This window comes from Streptomyces lycii (genome assembly GCF_009735685.1).
In the GTDB taxonomy this organism is placed as follows: domain Bacteria; phylum Actinomycetota; class Actinomycetes; order Streptomycetales; family Streptomycetaceae; genus Streptomyces; species Streptomyces lycii.
This window is the reverse complement of sequence record NZ_WHPN01000072.1, coordinates 15,987-31,125: the sequence shown is the minus strand read 5'-3', so window position 1 is coordinate 31,125 and position 15,139 is coordinate 15,987. Positions and strand designations below refer to the sequence as shown.

At 74.9% G+C, this 15,139-nt stretch carries 17 protein-coding genes; 9 read left to right on the top strand and 8 right to left on the bottom strand.

Annotated elements, in window-relative coordinates; translation table 11 throughout:
- Window positions 1-98 precede the first annotated feature (98 nt).
- Complete coding sequence (locus GCU69_RS03615; RefSeq protein WP_156205111.1) at window positions 99-299, top strand: hypothetical protein; 201 nt, start codon at window positions 99-101, stop codon at window positions 297-299.
- Between the two features lie 87 nt (window positions 300-386).
- Here the strand turns inward: GCU69_RS03615 and GCU69_RS03610 are convergent, their stop codons facing one another.
- Together GCU69_RS03610 and GCU69_RS03605 are read right to left on the bottom strand one after the other, a co-directional pair.
- Entirely contained in the window at window positions 387-785 is a 399-nt protein-coding gene (locus tag GCU69_RS03610; protein ID WP_098752781.1) for a hypothetical protein, read from the bottom strand.
- A 130-nt stretch (window positions 786-915) separates the two neighbouring features.
- Window positions 916-2,331 carry a hypothetical protein gene (locus tag GCU69_RS03605; protein ID WP_098752780.1) on the bottom strand — a complete coding sequence of 472 codons (1,416 nt, stop codon included), beginning with the start codon at window positions 2,329-2,331 and terminating at the stop codon, window positions 916-918.
- 365 nt (window positions 2,332-2,696) lie between these two features.
- On the opposite strand from GCU69_RS03605, the gene GCU69_RS03600 reads away from it, so the two are divergent.
- Complete coding sequence (locus GCU69_RS03600) at window positions 2,697-4,025, top strand: molybdopterin-dependent oxidoreductase (RefSeq protein ID WP_156205110.1); 1,329 nt, start codon at window positions 2,697-2,699, stop codon at window positions 4,023-4,025.
- Window positions 3,989-4,531 carry a hypothetical protein gene (locus tag GCU69_RS03595; RefSeq protein ID WP_156205109.1) on the top strand — a complete coding sequence of 181 codons (543 nt, stop codon included), beginning with the start codon at window positions 3,989-3,991 and terminating at the stop codon, window positions 4,529-4,531. The genes GCU69_RS03600 and GCU69_RS03595 overlap by 37 nt, the downstream gene beginning before the upstream one ends.
- Before the next feature lie 16 nt (window positions 4,532-4,547).
- Here GCU69_RS03595 and GCU69_RS03590 read toward each other — a convergent pair whose 3' ends face one another.
- Genes GCU69_RS03590 through GCU69_RS03580 form a run of 3 tightly spaced genes read right to left on the bottom strand, consistent with a single transcriptional unit; the run spans window position 4,548 to window position 6,558 of the window.
- Window positions 4,548-5,222, bottom strand: a complete 675-nt coding sequence (locus GCU69_RS03590) for a methyltransferase domain-containing protein (protein ID WP_098752777.1) — start codon at window positions 5,220-5,222, stop codon at window positions 4,548-4,550.
- Window positions 5,219-5,863: a TIGR04282 family arsenosugar biosynthesis glycosyltransferase gene (locus tag GCU69_RS03585; protein ID WP_098752776.1), complete on the bottom strand. Its 645-nt coding sequence runs from the start codon at window positions 5,861-5,863 to the stop codon at window positions 5,219-5,221. The genes GCU69_RS03590 and GCU69_RS03585 overlap by 4 nt, the downstream gene beginning before the upstream one ends.
- Window positions 5,860-6,558, bottom strand: a complete 699-nt coding sequence (locus GCU69_RS03580) for a glycosyltransferase family 2 protein (protein ID WP_156205113.1) — start codon at window positions 6,556-6,558, stop codon at window positions 5,860-5,862. Before GCU69_RS03580 ends, GCU69_RS03585 begins: the two co-directional genes overlap by 4 nt.
- A 133-nt stretch (window positions 6,559-6,691) precedes the next feature.
- On the opposite strand from GCU69_RS03580, the gene GCU69_RS03575 reads away from it, so the two are divergent.
- Window positions 6,692-7,399 (top strand): response regulator transcription factor, encoded by a 708-nt coding sequence (locus GCU69_RS03575; RefSeq protein WP_098752775.1) that lies wholly within the window; start codon window positions 6,692-6,694, stop codon window positions 7,397-7,399.
- A 3-nt stretch (window positions 7,400-7,402) separates the two neighbouring features.
- The gene (locus GCU69_RS03570) at window positions 7,403-8,518 is read left to right on the top strand and encodes a sensor histidine kinase (protein ID WP_098752774.1); all 1,116 of its coding nucleotides are present in this window, start codon (window positions 7,403-7,405) and stop codon (window positions 8,516-8,518) included.
- On the opposite strand, the gene GCU69_RS03565 is transcribed toward GCU69_RS03570, so the two are convergent.
- Window positions 8,490-9,566, bottom strand: a complete 1,077-nt coding sequence (locus tag GCU69_RS03565) for an NAD-dependent epimerase/dehydratase family protein (protein WP_156205108.1) — start codon at window positions 9,564-9,566, stop codon at window positions 8,490-8,492. The two genes, GCU69_RS03570 and GCU69_RS03565, sit on opposite strands and share 29 nt — an antisense overlap.
- 486 nt (window positions 9,567-10,052) lie before the next feature.
- On the opposite strand from GCU69_RS03565, the gene GCU69_RS03560 reads away from it, so the two are divergent.
- A complete protein-coding gene (locus GCU69_RS03560; protein ID WP_156205107.1) occupies window positions 10,053-10,250 on the top strand; it encodes a hypothetical protein in 198 nt (65 codons plus the stop codon).
- 56 nt (window positions 10,251-10,306) lie between these two features.
- Here GCU69_RS03560 and GCU69_RS03555 read toward each other — a convergent pair whose 3' ends face one another.
- Window positions 10,307-11,533: an acyl-CoA dehydrogenase family protein gene (locus GCU69_RS03555; RefSeq protein ID WP_098750534.1), complete on the bottom strand. Its 1,227-nt coding sequence runs from the start codon at window positions 11,531-11,533 to the stop codon at window positions 10,307-10,309.
- Window positions 11,534-11,683: 150 nt separating this feature from the next.
- Between GCU69_RS03555 and GCU69_RS03550 the strand changes: the two genes are divergently transcribed.
- Entirely contained in the window at window positions 11,684-12,334 is a 651-nt protein-coding gene (locus GCU69_RS03550; RefSeq protein WP_098750535.1) for a TetR family transcriptional regulator, read from the top strand.
- A 27-nt stretch (window positions 12,335-12,361) separates the two neighbouring features.
- Here the strand turns inward: GCU69_RS03550 and def are convergent, their stop codons facing one another.
- Window positions 12,362-12,901, bottom strand: coding sequence for a peptide deformylase (gene def / locus GCU69_RS03545; protein ID WP_098750536.1), 540 nt, complete (start codon window positions 12,899-12,901; stop codon window positions 12,362-12,364).
- A 192-nt stretch (window positions 12,902-13,093) separates the two neighbouring features.
- Between def and GCU69_RS03540 the strand changes: the two genes are divergently transcribed.
- Together GCU69_RS03540 and GCU69_RS03535 are read left to right on the top strand one after the other, a co-directional pair.
- Entirely contained in the window at window positions 13,094-14,332 is a 1,239-nt protein-coding gene (locus tag GCU69_RS03540; protein ID WP_098750542.1) for a Mur ligase family protein, read from the top strand.
- 31 nt (window positions 14,333-14,363) lie between these two features.
- On the top strand, window positions 14,364-15,092 hold the full coding sequence (locus tag GCU69_RS03535) for a type 1 glutamine amidotransferase (RefSeq protein WP_098750537.1): 729 nt from the start codon (window positions 14,364-14,366) through the stop codon (window positions 15,090-15,092).
- Window positions 15,093-15,139 lie beyond the last annotated feature (47 nt).

Here is a 15,139-nt window from a genome sequence, read left to right as displayed (position 1 = left end):
CGGGCGGGCGCCGTGGGCACCTGTTTCGGCGCGGCCGCGGCGGGGACCCGTCGGCTGTCGGCAGACCCTGCCACCGATCGGCCGAGGAGGCGACGGAGATGCCCGAGTCCGGCAGCAAGGCTTACGACAAGAGGCGGGCCCGGCTCCGTAAGGACGCCGAGCACCGCGGCGTGCCGGACGAGCACGCCAACGAGGAGGCGAAGGAGACGCTGTCGAAGGACCCGGACTGGCGCAGCCGGGGCCCGCGCACCGAGCGGGGCCGCGGCCCGAAGGGCGAGCGCCCGGAGGGCGGCGGCTGACACGGTACGGGGGCGAGCCGGGCGGGCGGAGGAACTCCCGCCCGGCTGGGGAAAAGAGGCCGCCCGGCGCGGCCGGCGGGGTACGGATCAGCCCTTGGGCGCCCTCGGGCCGGTCTTCTCCTTCATCCGGCCGGACATGACGTCCTTGCAGTAGGGCACGTAGCCCGTGTTGGCGACGTAGCGGGCGGAGACCCAGGTGCTGTCGCTGCGCAGGAGGTACCAGACGGTGTTGCCGCTGATGTACTGCGCCCGGACCTTGCACCGCAGGCCGACCTGCGCGCCCTTGGGCAGGGCGCCCCGGACCGAGGAGTCGGTGCTGGGGAACTGGCGCTTGTAGACGCCGTTGTCCGGCAGGACGGTGCCGTACGGGGGTGCGGGCGCGGCCTGGGCCGGAGCGGCGCCGAGCAGCGATCCGCCGAGCAGCGCGGCGAGGGCCGCGGCGCCGTAGGCGAAGCCCGCGCGGCGGGACTTGCGAGTGGAAGACATGGGAAACTCCTGTTCGTTTCCGGAAATCTGACATACCGCCACATTCCATTAGCTTCTTGGCGGTAAACCAGAATGCGGACAGGGTCCCCCGGCGGGAGTCGTGGTGCCGGTGCGGGCGGCCGACGGCCGGTCACCAGCCGGTGAGCAGGGCGTGGTTGACCGCGATCGCCGTGGCCGCCTGCACCGCCAGCCAGCGGCGGTGGTCCCGTGCGGGCAGCAGTGCGGCGGCCGGCAGCAGCCAGACCGCGAACGGCAGCCAGATGCGCTCGGTCTCCGCCTTGCTCATCCCCGACAGGTCGGCCGCGGCGATCATGCAGAGTCCGGCGACGGCGAGCAGCACGACGCCGTACGCGCCGGCCGGCCCCGCCGGCCGGGTGCGGAGCGCGCGCCAGGTCCCCGCCGGGGCCGCCAGGGCGCGACGCAGCCCGGCGACGGCGGCGAGCCCGGCCAGGAAGACCGCGTTCGCCAGGTTGCCCCAGACCCAGTAGCCGTACGGGCGGATGCGGGCCACACCCTGGTAGTAGCGCTCCACGAGCAGCTGGTAGCCCTCCCACCACCAGAAACCGGCCGCGACGAAGCCGCCGGTGACGAGCGCGGCCCCGGCGGCGGCCGGGAGCAGCGGACGGAGCGTCCGGGCGTACAGGAGCACCGCGGCCGGCACGGCCGCGATCAGGACCAGGCCGTAGGAGAGGTGGAGGGTGGCGCCGAGTAGCAGTCCGGCGGCCAGGGCCGTGGCCGCGGACCGCCGCCGGGAAAGGCCGGGCCGGCACGCCAGGGCGAACAGAGCCACCGACCAGGCGGCCACCGCGGCGAAATAGCCGTCGGCCGACACGCCCGCCCACACCGCCGACGGGGCGAGGACCAGGAACGGCGCCGCCCGGCGCGCCACCCGTTCCCCCGCCACGACACGCAGTGTGACCAGGACGGCGGCCGCGGCGGAGGCACCGGTCAGCAGACACCACAGCGCGGCCCAGGCACCGCCGCCGAGCCCGAGGTGGTCGAGGCCGACGAAGGTGAGCACGGCGCCCGGCGGGTGCCCGGCGACATGGGCGGGCCAGTGGTCGGGCGAGTCGAGCAGGATGTGGCCGGTGAAGTCGCGCAGGGTCGCGCCGGGCGCGTCGGCGAACCGGTGCACGGCCAGCAGGTATTCGTGTTTGGCCGTCAGCCGTCCGGCGACACCGCGCTGCCAGCCGTCGATCAGCGCGAGGCCGAGCGTCCAGGCCAGCGAGGCGCCCCAGGACGCCAGGAGCAGCCGCCGCCAGGGCAGCCGCCGGGCGAGCAGCGGGCCCCGGACGACGACGGCCGCCGCGACGGCGAGCGCGGGAACGGTGCCGGGACCCAGGTGCGGTCCCCAGTCGGCGTACAGCGGGGGCCATTCGACGTACAGGCTGTCGTCGGCACGCTGGATGAACACTCCGGTCACGGCCACGACGGCGACGAACAGCACGGCGGCGGCGGCCGTCACCAGGTCGAGCCGGCGCCCGGAGCGCGGGCCGGGACGCCGTCCGCGGCCGGCGGCCGGTGCGGGGGTACGGAGGTGGGTCACGCCGCCACGCTAGGGCGGGAAAGCGCTCCGGGGGCGGACGCCCGCCCGGACGTCACCGTTCCGTCAGACCCGCGGCCCGGCCGAACCGCGGTCCGGGATCCGGGGTCCGGGACCCGGGACCCGGGTCCCGGGGCCCTGCCTCCCCGCCACGCCGCGGGCAGCTCACGGCTCTCCGCCCCGGGGCCCGCCGCCCGGCATACCCCGGCGCCCGGCGGACGACGCCCGGCGGACGACGTCAGCGTTTCGTCATGAGTCGCGCCGGGTGTTCCGCCGCTGGTCAGGCATACGGTCGTGAGGTGCCGGGCACCGGCCCGGCCCGGGCGCCGGTACGACGGCGGTCCGGGGACGAGCGCCCGGAGGATCCGATGGACGACGGCAGTTCGCGACGCGGCGGCAGGCAGGGCGCCGGCGCCTTCCCCGGTACGGAGCGGGGCGGCGGCGGGGGCCGGTTCCGCCCGCCCGGGCCCTTCCGCACCGGATTCTGGCGCAGCCCGCTGCGGGGACCCCGGCTGACGTCCGTGCTCGGCATGGTCCTGCTGCCCGGGGTCGTGATCCTGTTCGTGACCGGACTGCTGTCCTACGCCGCGTACAACCCGGACCTGGCCCCGGTCAACGACAGGACGCCCGACAAGGGATGGCTCGGCGCCGTCCTCTTCCCGTGGCCGACGGACCCGCACTGGCTGTACCGGCTCACGCAGGGCGTGCACGTCACGCTCGGCATCGCGCTGGTGCCGGTGCTGCTGGCGAAACTCTGGTCCGTACTGCCGAAGCTGTTCGTGTGGCCGCCGGTCCGCTCGCCCGCGCACGGCCTGGAGCGGCTGTCGCTGCTGCTGCTCGTCGGGGGCGGGCTGTTCGTGTTCGCGACGGGAGTGCTGAACGTCCAGCTGGAGTACCTCTTCCCGGGCTCCTTCTACCCCCTGCACTTCTACGGCTCCTGGGTGTTCATGGCGGCCTTCGCCGTCCACGCCGCGATCCGGGTGCCGCGGGCGGTCCGGGCGCTGCGCGGCCGCCGGGCCCGTACGGAGGCCGAGGCGGCGGAGATGGCCGGTCTGGCCGCTCCCGCCCCGGCCGCGCCGACCGTCTCCCGCCGGGGCGCCCTCGGCGTGGTCGGCCTCGGCTCACTGGCCCTGCTGGGGACCACCGCGGGGCAGAGCATCGGCGGTCCCCTGCGGGAGACGGCCCTGCTCGCCCCGCACGGCAGGGACCCGGGCGACGGCCCGAACGGGTTCCAGATCAACAAGACGGCGGCGGCGCTCGGGATCCGGGCCGCGGACATCGGCCCGCGGTGGCGGCTGACGGTGCGCGGCGGCGGGCGCGAGTCCGTGCTGAGCCGGCAGGACCTGCTGGAGCTGGACCAGCACACCGCGGACCTGCCCATCGCCTGCGTGGAGGGCTGGTCCACCACGGACCAGCGGTGGAGCGGGGTGCGGCTGGCCGACCTGGCCCGGCTCGCCGGCTGGGAGGCGGAACCGCCCGGGGTGTTCGTGGAGTCCGCTCAGCTCGCCGGCGCCTTCCGCGCCGCGGCGCTCCGCGACAACCAGGTGCGCGACCCCCGTTCGCTGCTCGCGCTGCGGGTCAACGGGGCCGACCTGTCGGCCGACCACGGCTTCCCGGCACGGATCATCGTTCCGGCCGGTCCCGGCGTGCACAACACCAAATGGGTGACCCGGCTGACCTTCGGCGGCACCTCGTGAGGCGCGCCTTCCGGGCGCGGTACGGCGCGTCCCCCGCCCATCTGCTGCTGCTCCTGGCCTCGTTCGCGCTGACGCTCTACGCGGGCACCCGGCTGCTCGACGGCAGCCGTCCGGTCGCCGTCCTCCTGTGGTTCGCCGGCGCGGCCGTGCTGCACGACCTGGTGCTCGTCCCGCTCTGCTCGGCGGCCGACCGTGTGCTGCACGCCCTGCTGCCGGCGTCCCGCGGCCGGGCCCCCGCCGCGACAGACGCGGTGCGGGTGCTGAACCACATCCGGGTGCCCGCCCTGCTCTCCGGGCTGCTGCTGCTGGTGTGGTGGCCGCTGGTCCTGGGCCCGCCCGCCGGGTACGAGGGATCGACCGGGCTCGGCGGTGAGGTCTTCGCCGGGCGCTGGCTCCTGATCACGGCGGGCCTGTTCGCGGCCTCGGCGGTGTGGCTGCTCCTCGGTGTGCTGCGCCGCGGGGCGAGGCGCGTCCCGGCCCCCGGCCCGGAGACCGCTGACCGCTGACCGGCTGAGGGGGCCGTCACCGCCGGCCGGGGCGCCGTCCGGTCCGCCGCCGCAGTGCCGTGAAGTCCCGGCCCGACGCCGTCCATTCCTCCTCGACGGACCAGCCCGTGCCCCGTGCCGTACGCGCCAGGGCCGTGCGGCCCAGCCGCGCCCACCGGAACGGCGGCCCGGCCGTGCCCCGCCCGTCCTCCAGCCGCACCCAGGCCCGCTCGTCGACGTCCGCGGCCGCGGTCTCGACGAGCAGCATCCCGACGGGTGCGACGATCTGCCCGGCCCGGCGCAGCAGGGCGGCCGGGTCGCCGCCGATGCCGATGTTGCCGTCGACGAGCAGCGCCGTACCCCACCGGCCGTCGCCCGGCAGCCGGTCGAACACCGAGCGGCGCAGGGCGGTGCCCCCGGCGCTCGTGGTGCGCGCGACGGCCGCCGGGCTCAAATCGATGCCCAGCGCCGGGGTGCCCCGGGAGACGAGTGCCGCGACCAGCCTCCCCGGTCCGCAGCCGATGTCCAGTACCGGTCCCTCGCAGCGCCGGAGCACGGACAGATCCGCGGCATCGGGCCGCGAACACCACCGGCGTACGTCCAGCGGGAGCAGTCCGCCGTCGGCGCGCCGCAGATAGAGCGGTCCTCCGCCGGCGCGCAGGGCGTCGGCGTAAGGGGTGTCCTGCCACGGGGCGGTGCCGGGGGCGGTCACCGGGCGGGGGCCCGGAGCAGCCGGGCGTGGACGTCCGCGAAGCGGCCGTACGGCGCCTCGGCCGCCACGTGCGCCGCGTCCGCCGCCGTGTCCACGTCCCGCAGCCGGGGCAGGTCGCGCACCCGCAGACCCGCGTCCCGGAGCCTGCGGCGCTGCGCGGCCCCGGTGCCGGAGGTGGACATGGGCACCCCGCGCAACAGCCCGGGTTCCGGCCGGGCAAGGCCGAGGGCCCAGAAGCCGCCGTCCTCGGCCGGCCCGAACCAGGCGTCGCACGCGTCCCAGGCGCCGGGGGCGAAGGCGGGCGCGAGGTGGTCCCGGGTCACCTGGGGGGTGTCCATGCCGATCAGCAGGGCGGGCCCGTCGCAGCCGCCGAAGGCGGCGGCCAGCCGTTCGTCGAGGCCGCCGGCGCACTGCCGGGTCACCTCGATCCCGGGCGGCAGCCACGGTCCGGGGGCGCCGTCGAGGACGAGCACACGGCGCCGGGCGGGTACGGACAGGGCCGTGTCCAGGGTGTCGCGCAGGGCGGCGGCGGCGAGCCGCGCGGCCTCGTCCGGCGTGTAGGGGGGAGTCAGCCGGGTCTTCACCCGGCCGGGCACGGGCTCCTTCGCGATGACGAGCAGCGCGGTGGGCGCGGCGGTCACCGGCCGGCCGCCGCGGCGCCCTCGCCGAGCACCGCGCGCATGTCGTGCACGGCCTGCGCCGTGCCCCGCCAGGTGCCGGTGACCTTCGACTTGCCGGTACGGGGCCGGTAGGGCACGTCGACCTCGTGGATCCGCCAGCCCGCCCGCACGCCGCGGACCACCATCTGGAGCGGATAGCCGCTGCGCCGGTCGGTGAGGCCGAGCGCCAGCAGGTCGGCGCGGCGCGCGGCGCGCATCGGTCCCAGGTCGCGCAGGGCGAGCCCGGTGCGCCGGCGGAGCATCCGGGCGAGGGCGAGATTGCCGAGCCGGGCGTGCCACGGCCAGGCCCCGCGCCCCTGCGGGCGGCGGCGGCCGAGCACCAGGTCGGCCCGGCCCTCCCGGAGCAGGGTGACGAAGCCGGTCAGCAGCCCGGGGTCGAGGGAGGCGTCGCAGTCGCAGAAGCAGACGACGTCCGCGTCGGAGGCGAGCAGCCCGGCGTGGCACGCGGCTCCGAATCCGCGGCGCGGCTCGGAGACGACGGTGGCCCCCGCGGCCCGGGCGACCTCGGCCGAGCCGTCGGTCGAGCCGTTGTCGACGACGATCGCCCGCCAGCCCGGCGGAACGCGTTCGAGCACCCACGGCAGCGCCCGGGCCTCGTCCAGACAGGGCAGGACGACGTCCACCCGCGGGGGGTTCGGTTCAGCTGGTGTTCTCATGTCGGTCACGTCCACCACACTACGAAGACAAAATACGCATTCCAGACTTTGACTTCTTACGAAACACGGACGTCGGCACCGTGCCGGGGCACTGCCCGGGACGGACCCGGCGAACTGCTGCGACGCTGGCCGCATGCAGCAGCACACACCGGCCCGCGTTCTCGTGGTGGACGACGACCCCACCGTCGCCGAGGTCGTGACGGGCTATCTGGAACGGGACGGACACCTCGTCGACCGCGCCGGGGACGGACCCGCCGCACTGGCCCGGGCCGACGAACGCTGGCCCGACCTGGTCGTCCTGGACCTGATGCTCCCGGGCATGGACGGCCTGGCCGTCTGCCGGGGCCTGCGCGCCCGCGGCCCCGTGCCCGTGATCATGCTGACGGCCCGCGGCGAGGAGGTGGACCGGATAGCCGGCCTGGAGGTCGGCGCCGACGACTACGTGACCAAGCCCTTCAGCCCGCGCGAACTGGCGCTGCGCGTGCGGTCCGTGCTGCGCCGATCGCTCGGGCCGGGCTCGGCGCGCACGGGCCCGCGGCTCACCGTCTCGGGCATCACCGTCGACCAGGCGGCCCGCCGGGCGTCCAAGGACGGCAGGGAGGTGGCGCTGACCGTCCGCGAGTTCGATCTGCTGGCGTTCCTGCTGCGCCACCCCGGCCGGGCCTTCAGCCGCGAGGAGCTGATGCGGGCGGTCTGGGAGTGGGAGTTCGGCGACCTGTCGACCGTCACCGTCCACATCCGGCGGCTGCGGGGCAAGATCGAGGACGATCCCGCCTCGCCCCGGCTGATCACGACGGTGTGGGGGGTCGGCTACCGGTTCGACGTCCCGGCGGAGGGCTGAGGCGTGCGCGACATCCTGCTGATCGCCCTGTTCGCGTTCCTCGGCGCGGCCGCCGCCGGGCTGGCCGGGGCGCTGGTGCTGCGGCTGCTGCGGCACCGCTCCGTGGCACTGTCGCTGACGGTGGTGGCGGCCGTCGCCGTGACCGCCATGCTCGCCGGGACCCTGGCGGTGGCCTGGGCGATGTTCCTCTCCCCGCACGACCTGGCGGTGGTCACCACCGTCTGCGCCATGGCCGCCGTCGTCTCGCTGGCCACCGCGCTGCTGCTTGGCCGGTGGGTGGTGGCCCGCAGCAACGCCGTCACCCGGGCGGCCCGTTCCTTCGGCGAGGCGGGCGGCTTCGCCGCGCCGGACCGCCCGGGCACCGCCGAGATCGACGCGCTGGTGCGGGAACTCGCGGCCACCTCCGCGAAGCTGGAGCGGTCGCGGGAGCGGGAGCGCGCCCTGGAGGCCTCCCGCCGGGAACTCGTCGCCTGGATCTCGCACGACCTGCGCACCCCGCTCGCCGGGCTCCGGGCGATGTCCGAGGCGCTGGAGGACGGGATGGCGCAGGACCCCGGGCGCTACTTCCGGCAGATCCGCACCGAGGTGGAGCGGCTCAACGGCATGGTGGGCGACCTGTTCGAACTCTCCCGGATCCATGCCGGGGCCCTGCCGCTGACCCCGGTCCGGATGTCCGTCGAGGAGTTGCTCGGCGACGCCCTGGCCGCGGCCCGCGCGCTCGCCCGGGAACAGGGGGTGCGGCTGGTCGGCGACCGCGGCGAGGCCGCCGCCGTCGAGGTCGACGCGCAGGCGATGACCCGGGTGCTGGGCAATCTGATGGTCAACGCGATCCGCCGGACGCCCGCCGACGGCACGGTGGCCGTCACAGCGCGGCGGGACGCGGAATCGGTGGTGCTGTCGGTCACGGACGGCTGCGGCGGCATCCCGGAGGAGGACCTGCCGAGGGTGTTCGAGACGGGCTGGCGCGGCAGCCACGCCCGTACGCCGCCGTCCGGCGCCGGGCTCGGGCTGGCCATCGTCCGCGGCCTGGTCGAGGCGCACGCCGGCCGCGCCGCGGTGCGCAACGTGGCCGGCGGCTGCCGCTTCGAGGTCACCCTGCCGGCGGCGCCGCAGCCATGACCGCGCCCCGCTGGGGCGCGCGGGCGAACTCGGCCATGCCGTCCTCGAAGGCGACCCGCGGCCGCCAGCCGAGCTCGGACGTCAGCCGCTCGGAGGAGGCGGTGATGTGCCGCACGTCGCCGAGCCGGTACTCCCCCGTGACCACCGGCTCCGGACCGCCGTACGCGAGCGCCAGCTGCCGTGCCATGGCGCCGACCGTGCGCGGGTCCCCGCTGCCGGTGTTGAACGGCGTCAGCGTGCCGCCGGGGCGGCCGTGCAGCGCCTCCAGAGCGGTGGCGTTCGCCTCGGCGACGTCCCGGACGTGCACGAAGTCCCTCAGCTGTCCGCCGTCCTCGAAGACCCGCGGCGCCTCGCCGCGCGCGAGAGCCGAGCGGAACAGCGAGGCGACCCCGGCGTACGGCGTGTCCCGGGGCATGCCCGGGCCGTAGACGTTGTGGTAGCGCAGCGAGACCGCCCGGCCGCCGGTCGCGCGGGCCCAGGCGGCGGCCAGGTGCTCCTGCGCGAGTTTGGTGGCCGCGTAGACGTTGCGCGGGTCGGCCGGGGCGTCCTCCGCGACCAGGCCCGGCTCCAGGGGCCGGCCGCACCGGGGGCACGCGCACTCGAAACGGCCCGCGTCGAGGTCGGCCGGAATCCGCGGGCCGGGGCGGACGGTGCCGTGCCGGGGACAGTCGTAGCGCCCTTCGCCGTAGACCACCATCGAACCTGCGAGCAGGAGTTCGCGGACGCCGGCCGCGGCCATGGCGGCCAGCAGCACGGCGGTGCCGAGGTCGTTGCAGCCGACGTACTCGGGCGCGTCCGCGAAGTCCTTGCCCAGGCCGACCATCGCGGCCTGGTGGCAGACGGCGCCCACACCGCGCAGGGCCTGCGCGACCGCCTCGCCGTCCCGCACGTCGGCCCGGATCTCCTCCGCGCCGGGCGGCTCCGCGCGGCCGGAATGGGCCCTCGGATGGAGCGAGTCGAAGACGACGGGTTCGTGGCTGCGGGCGGCGAGGGCGCTGACGATGTGCGAGCCGATGAAACCGGCTCCTCCGGTGACGAGTACACGCATGCCGGCGACGCTAGGGCAGCGCGGCGCCGGGAGAGCCGCCGCTCGCCCGGCGGTCACCGTTTCGTAAGACCTCGCCGGGGCCGGGTGGACGAGCGGTCGCCGCGGGCTGAAGCAACGCGGAGGGAAGCAACGCGGAGGGAAGCAAAAGGCCTGCCCGGTGCGACGGGGGATGCACACCGGACAGGCACATGACCTTTGTACCGCATCGGAGCCGCGTTATGCGGCAAAAACGTGTTCGGTTTTACGCCAATGGCAAGTCACCCGGCCGGAGGCTCGCGCTCCGGTCGCCGGACGGGCCCTACAGGGGGCGCCTCCGGACCCGGCAGCCGGTGACAAAGCTGGTGAGGCCCCGCGCACGGGGGAGAACGCGGGGCCTCACCCGGAAGAACGGGCAGCGGGCCCAAAAGGTTCCGGGTTCGTCCGAAACACTTCGGAGCGTCACCGTCGTACGGACGGATTGTCATACCCGCCGCGTACTCTGAACCCATGCTTCCCGATCCGTCCCCCGTCCGTTCCGCGCCGGAGCCGCCCCCCGTCCGCCCCACCACCGCCGAGGCGAACGCGGCCATCCGCACCTTCGTCGCCGGGCGCACCTCGTGGTCGGCGGCCGACCTGGCGGAGCTGGACCGGCTGCGCCAGGCATGGCGCCAGGCGGTACGGGACGAGGTCGCCGAGGCGGCCTGAGCGCCGGCGTCGCGGCGCCCGGGAGAGGCACGGACCCCCGCCCCGGGGACGCCGTGTCAGCGGATCGGCATCCCGGAGAGCGTCCGGGCGATGACCAGCCGCTGGATCTCGCTGGTGCCCTCGAAGATGGTGTAGATCGCCGCGTCGCGGTGCATCCGCTCGACCGGGTATTCGCGGGTGTAGCCGTTGCCTCCGAGGATCTGCATGGCCTGGGACGTGACGGTCTTGGCCACCTCGCCGGCGTAGAGCTTCGACATCGAACCCTCGGCCGAGGTGAAGGACTTGCCGGAGGCCGCCATCCAGGAGGCGCGCCACACCAGCAGGCGGGCGGCGTCGATCTGGGTGCGCATGTCGGCGAGCTGGAAGGCGACGCCCTGGTTGTCGATGATCGGCCGGCCGAACTGCACCCGGGTCTTGGCGTAGTCGAGCGCGACCTCGTAGGCGGCGCGGGCGATGCCGACGGCCTGGGCGCCGACGGCGGGGCGGGAGGCCTCGAAGGTGGCCATGGCCGCGTTCTTGACGCGCTCGCCGCCCTTCTTGGCGCGCTCCCGGGCCCGGGCGAGCCGCTCGTCGAGCTTCTCCTTGCCGCCGAGCAGGCAGTGGCCGGGGACTCGGACGTCCTCGAGGACGACCTCGGCGGTGTGCGAGGCGCGGATCCCGTGCTTCTTGAACTTCTGGCCCTGGGACAGCCCGGGGGTGTCCGGCGGGATGATGAAGGAGGCGTGGCCCTTGGAGCCCAGCTCCGGGTCCACGACGGCGACGACGACATGGACGTTGGCGATGCCGCCGTTGGTCGCCCAGGTCTTGGTGCCGTTGAGCACCCACTCGTCCTTGGCCTCGTCGTAGACGGCGCGGGTGCGCATCGCGGAGACGTCGGAGCCGGCGTCGGGCTCGGAGGAGCAGAAGGCGGCGACCTTCACGTCGTCGGCGTCCCCGTACATCTGCGGCACCCAGGTGCCGATCTGCTCCTCGGTGCCGTTGGCCAGCACGCCGACCGCGGCGAGCCCGGTGCCGACGATGGAGAGGCCGATGCCCGCGTCACCCCAGAAAAGCTCCTCCATGGTCATGGCGATGCCCAGACCGGTGGGGTCGAAGAACTGCTGGGCGTAGAAGTCGAGGGAGTACAGTCCGATCTTCGCGGCCTCCTGGATGACGGGCCAGGGAGTCTCCTCCCGCTCGTCCCATTCGGCGGCCGCCGGCCGCATGACGTCCGCGGCGAAGCCGTGGATCCATTCCCGGACAGCCTTCTGGTCGTCGTCGAGATCCAGCGCGAACTCAGCCATGTCCCCTCCACCTGCTTGTTACTATCGGTAACTCTATCCTGTTACCCGCCGGTAGGCGATGTCAACTCAGGCCTTCGGCCCCGCCCCCGCCACGGCGGAGGTGTTACGTTGCGCGGGGATCGAGCACGGAAGAGGGCGGGGAGAGACGTCATGGAGACCAGTCAGCGCGAGGACCAGCAGCGCGCGGCGGCACGCCGGCGCAAGGAGCTGCTGGAAGCCGCCGACCGGGTGGTGCTGCGCGACGGACCGGGCGCTTCCATGAACGCCATCGCCGCCGAGGCGGGCATCACCAAGCCCATCCTCTACCGGCACTTCGGCGACAAGGGCGGCCTGTACCGGGCCCTGGCCGTGCGGCACACCGACGGCCTGCTGGCGGGACTGCGGGCGGCCCTGGACGCGCCCGCCAACCGCCGGGACCGGGTCGAGCGCACCCTCGACACCTATCTCGCGGCGATCGAGGCGCGGCCGCAGGTCTACCGCTTCCTGATGCACCCCGGCGAGGACTCCGGCCAGCCCGAGAGCGAGCAGGGCTTCGACGCCGGCCGCCAGTCCGCCCCGCTGCTGCGCCGGATGGGCGAGGAGCTGGCGCAGGTGATCGCCGAGCGGGTCGACCTCGGCACCGGCGGCGAGGAGCTGGCCCGCGTCTGGGGGCACGGCATCGTCGGCATGATGCACGCCGCCGGCGACTGGTGGCTGCGCGAGCGCCCGTGCCCGCGCGAGACCCTCGTACGCCATCTCGCCGACCTGCTGTGGGGGCGGCTGGCCGCGGCGGGCGACCGGACCGACGGGCCCGGTTTCTGAACCGGCCGTCCCGCGCCGACCGGGGGCTCAGTCTCCCCAGGGCGCCCTGCGGACGGCCCGCAGGATCCGCCGGCGGCGGAGGCCGGTGAGCCGGTCGGTGAAGACGCCGCCCTCGAGATGGTCGGTCTCGTGCTGCAGGCAGCGGGCGAAGAACCCGCTGCCGCGCACGGTGACCGGCGCACCGGTGCGGTCCCGGCCGGTGACGACGGCGTGGTCGTGCCGCCTGGTGCCCGCCTCCAGGCCCGGCAGCGACAGACAGCCCTCCGGGCCCGTCACCGTCGCCCCGCCGGTCTCCACCAGCCGCGGGTTGACGACATGGCCCAGATGGCGGCGGTCCTCGTCGTCCGGGCAGTCGTAGACGAACACGCGCAGCGGCACACCGATCTGATTGGCCGCCAAACCCACGCCGCGGGCCGCGTACATGGACGCGAACAGGTCCTCCACCAGCCGGGCGAGGCCCGCGTCGAAGGACGTCACCGGCGCGCAGGGGGCGTGCAGCACCGGATCCCCGAACAGCCGCATCGGACGGACGGAACCGGAACTTCCGGGGATGGCACTGTGTCGCATGGGGCCCAAGGGTACGTTCGGCACCTCCTGGGCCCGTCCCGCCGGGTGGCACGATTCGGGGCCCGCTGTGGATCTCGGTAGGCTGAGCACCGACCGAAGCCTCCCGGCTGGCGACCCGGCGCGGAGGGGGGCGTTCCACCCGGCTGACCGGGGGCGGGATGCGGCGCCGGATGCAAGGAGGAACGAGTGACGATGGCAGGCAACTCGGAGCCGCTGTCGCCGCGGGCCAAGCTGGCCGTGACGGCCGGCCGGGCAGCGGCGGCGGCTTCACGCGCGGTGGGCCGCGGCAGCGGGTCGGTGATCGGCGGCAAGGTCGCGCTGCGGCTCGACCCCGACCTGCTGGCCCGGCTGGCCGGTCACCTGGACGTGGTCCTGGTCTCCGCCACCAACGGCAAGACGACGACCACCCGGCTGATCGCCGAGGCGCTTCGGGCGAGCGGCCCCGTCGTCTCCAACGCCCTGGGCGCGAACATGCCCGCGGGCATCACCTCCGCGCTCGCCGGCGGCTCGGACGCCCGGTTCGGCGTGATCGAGGTGGACGAGAAGTACCTGGCGGGCGTCGCCCGGGACGTGACGCCCAAGGCGATCGCGCTGCTCAACCTCTCCCGCGACCAGCTGGACCGCGCGGCGGAGACCCGGATGCTCGCCGAGAAGTGGCGCGAGGGCCTGTCCGGCAACAAGGCGACCGTCATCGCCAACTGTGACGACCCGCTGATCGCCTGGGCCGCCTCCTCCTCCCCCAACGTCGTCTGGGTCGCCGCCGGACAGGAGTGGAAGGACGACGCCTGGTCCTGCCCGTCCTGCGGCGGAGTGCTCCAGCGCCCCGGCGACGACTGGCTCTGCTCCGACTGCGGTTTCCGCCGCCCGATGCCGACCTGGGCGCTGTCCGGGGACTACGTCCTGGACCCGCACGGTTCCGCCTGGCCGATCCACCTCCAGCTCCCCGGCCGCGCCAACAAGGCCAACGCCGCCACCTCGGCGGCCGTCGCGGCCCACTTCGGGGTGCCGCCCCAGGTGGCCCTGGAGCGGATGTACCAGGTGCAGGCGGTCGCCGGACGCTACGACGTGGTGAGCTTCGAGGGCCGCGACCTGCGGCTGCTGCTGGCCAAGAACCCGGCCGGCTGGCTGGAGACCTTCTCCCTCATCGACCCGCCGCCCACACCGGTGATCCTGTCCGTCAACGCCCGCGGGGCCGACGGCACCGACACCTCCTGGCTGTGGGACGTGGACTACACCCGGCTCGCGGGCCACCCGATCTTCGTGATCGGCGACCGCCGGCTCGACCTGGCCGTCCGGCTGGAGGTCGCCGGGCTCGACTTCCGGGTCTGCGAGACGGTCGACGAGGCCGTCGGCGCCGCTCCGCCCGGCCGGATCGAGGTCATCGCCAACTACACCGCCTTCCAGGACCTGCGCCGCCGCGTGGGCAACTGACCCGGCCCACTTCACGTAAAGGAGCGCGAGCATGAGCGACAGCAGCCTGCGCCTGGTCTGGATCTACCCGGACCTGCTGAGCACCTACGGCGACCAGGGCAACGCCCTCGTCGTCGAACGCCGGGCCCGGCAGCGCGGTCTGGAGGTGTCCCGCGTGGACATCCGCAGCGACCAGCCGGTGCCCACGTCCGGCGACATCTACCTGATCGGCGGCGGCGAGGACCGGCCGCAGCGGCTCGCGGCCGAGCGGCTGCGCCGCGACGGGGGCCTGAACCGCGCGGTCTCCAACGGGGCGATCGTCTTCTCCGTCTGCGCCGGCTACCAGATCCTGGGCCACGAGTTCGTGAACGACCTGGGTGAACGGGAGGCGGGTCTCGGCCTGCTCGACGTGGTGAGCACCCGCGGCGAGGCCGAGCGCTGCGTCGGCGACGTGCTGGCGGACATCGACTCCCGGCTCGGCCTGCCCCCGCTGACCGGGTTCGAGAACCACCAGGGCGTCACCCACCTCGGCCCGTCCGCCCAGCCGTTCGCCCGGGTGCGGTTCGGCAACGGCAACGGCACCGGCGACGGCACGGAAGGCGCGTGGAACGACACCGTCTTCGGCACGTACATGCACGGCCCGGTGCTGGCCCGCAACCCGCAGATCGCGGACCTGATGCTGAAGCTCGCCCTCGACGTCAACGCCCTGCCCCCGGTCGACGACCGCTGGTACGAGGCACTGCGCCAGGAGCGCATCGCCGCGGCCACGCAGCCCGCCTGATCCCCGTCCGGCCGTCCGCTCCGCGGACGGCCCCGGGGCCCGCCGCC

Coding starts and splice junctions, on each gene's coding strand:
- GCU69_RS03615 (WP_156205111.1), top strand. CDS start 99: ATGCCCGAGTCCGGCAGCAAGGCTTACGACAAGAGGCGGGCCCGGCTC.
- GCU69_RS03610 (WP_098752781.1), bottom strand. CDS start 785: ATGTCTTCCACTCGCAAGTCCCGCCGCGCGGGCTTCGCCTACGGCGCC.
- GCU69_RS03600 (WP_156205110.1), top strand. CDS start 2,697: ATGGACGACGGCAGTTCGCGACGCGGCGGCAGGCAGGGCGCCGGCGCC.
- GCU69_RS03595 (WP_156205109.1), top strand. CDS start 3,989: ATGGGTGACCCGGCTGACCTTCGGCGGCACCTCGTGAGGCGCGCCTTC.
- GCU69_RS03580 (WP_156205113.1), bottom strand. CDS start 6,558: ATGAGAACACCAGCTGAACCGAACCCCCCGCGGGTGGACGTCGTCCTG.
- GCU69_RS03575 (WP_098752775.1), top strand. CDS start 6,692: ATGCAGCAGCACACACCGGCCCGCGTTCTCGTGGTGGACGACGACCCC.
- GCU69_RS03565 (WP_156205108.1), bottom strand. CDS start 9,566: ATGCGTGTACTCGTCACCGGAGGAGCCGGTTTCATCGGCTCGCACATC.
- GCU69_RS03560 (WP_156205107.1), top strand. CDS start 10,053: ATGCTTCCCGATCCGTCCCCCGTCCGTTCCGCGCCGGAGCCGCCCCCC.
- GCU69_RS03555 (WP_098750534.1), bottom strand. CDS start 11,533: ATGGCTGAGTTCGCGCTGGATCTCGACGACGACCAGAAGGCTGTCCGG.
- GCU69_RS03550 (WP_098750535.1), top strand. CDS start 11,684: ATGGAGACCAGTCAGCGCGAGGACCAGCAGCGCGCGGCGGCACGCCGG.
- def (WP_098750536.1), bottom strand. CDS start 12,901: ATGCGACACAGTGCCATCCCCGGAAGTTCCGGTTCCGTCCGTCCGATG.
- GCU69_RS03540 (WP_098750542.1), top strand. CDS start 13,094: ATGGCAGGCAACTCGGAGCCGCTGTCGCCGCGGGCCAAGCTGGCCGTG.
- GCU69_RS03535 (WP_098750537.1), top strand. CDS start 14,364: ATGAGCGACAGCAGCCTGCGCCTGGTCTGGATCTACCCGGACCTGCTG.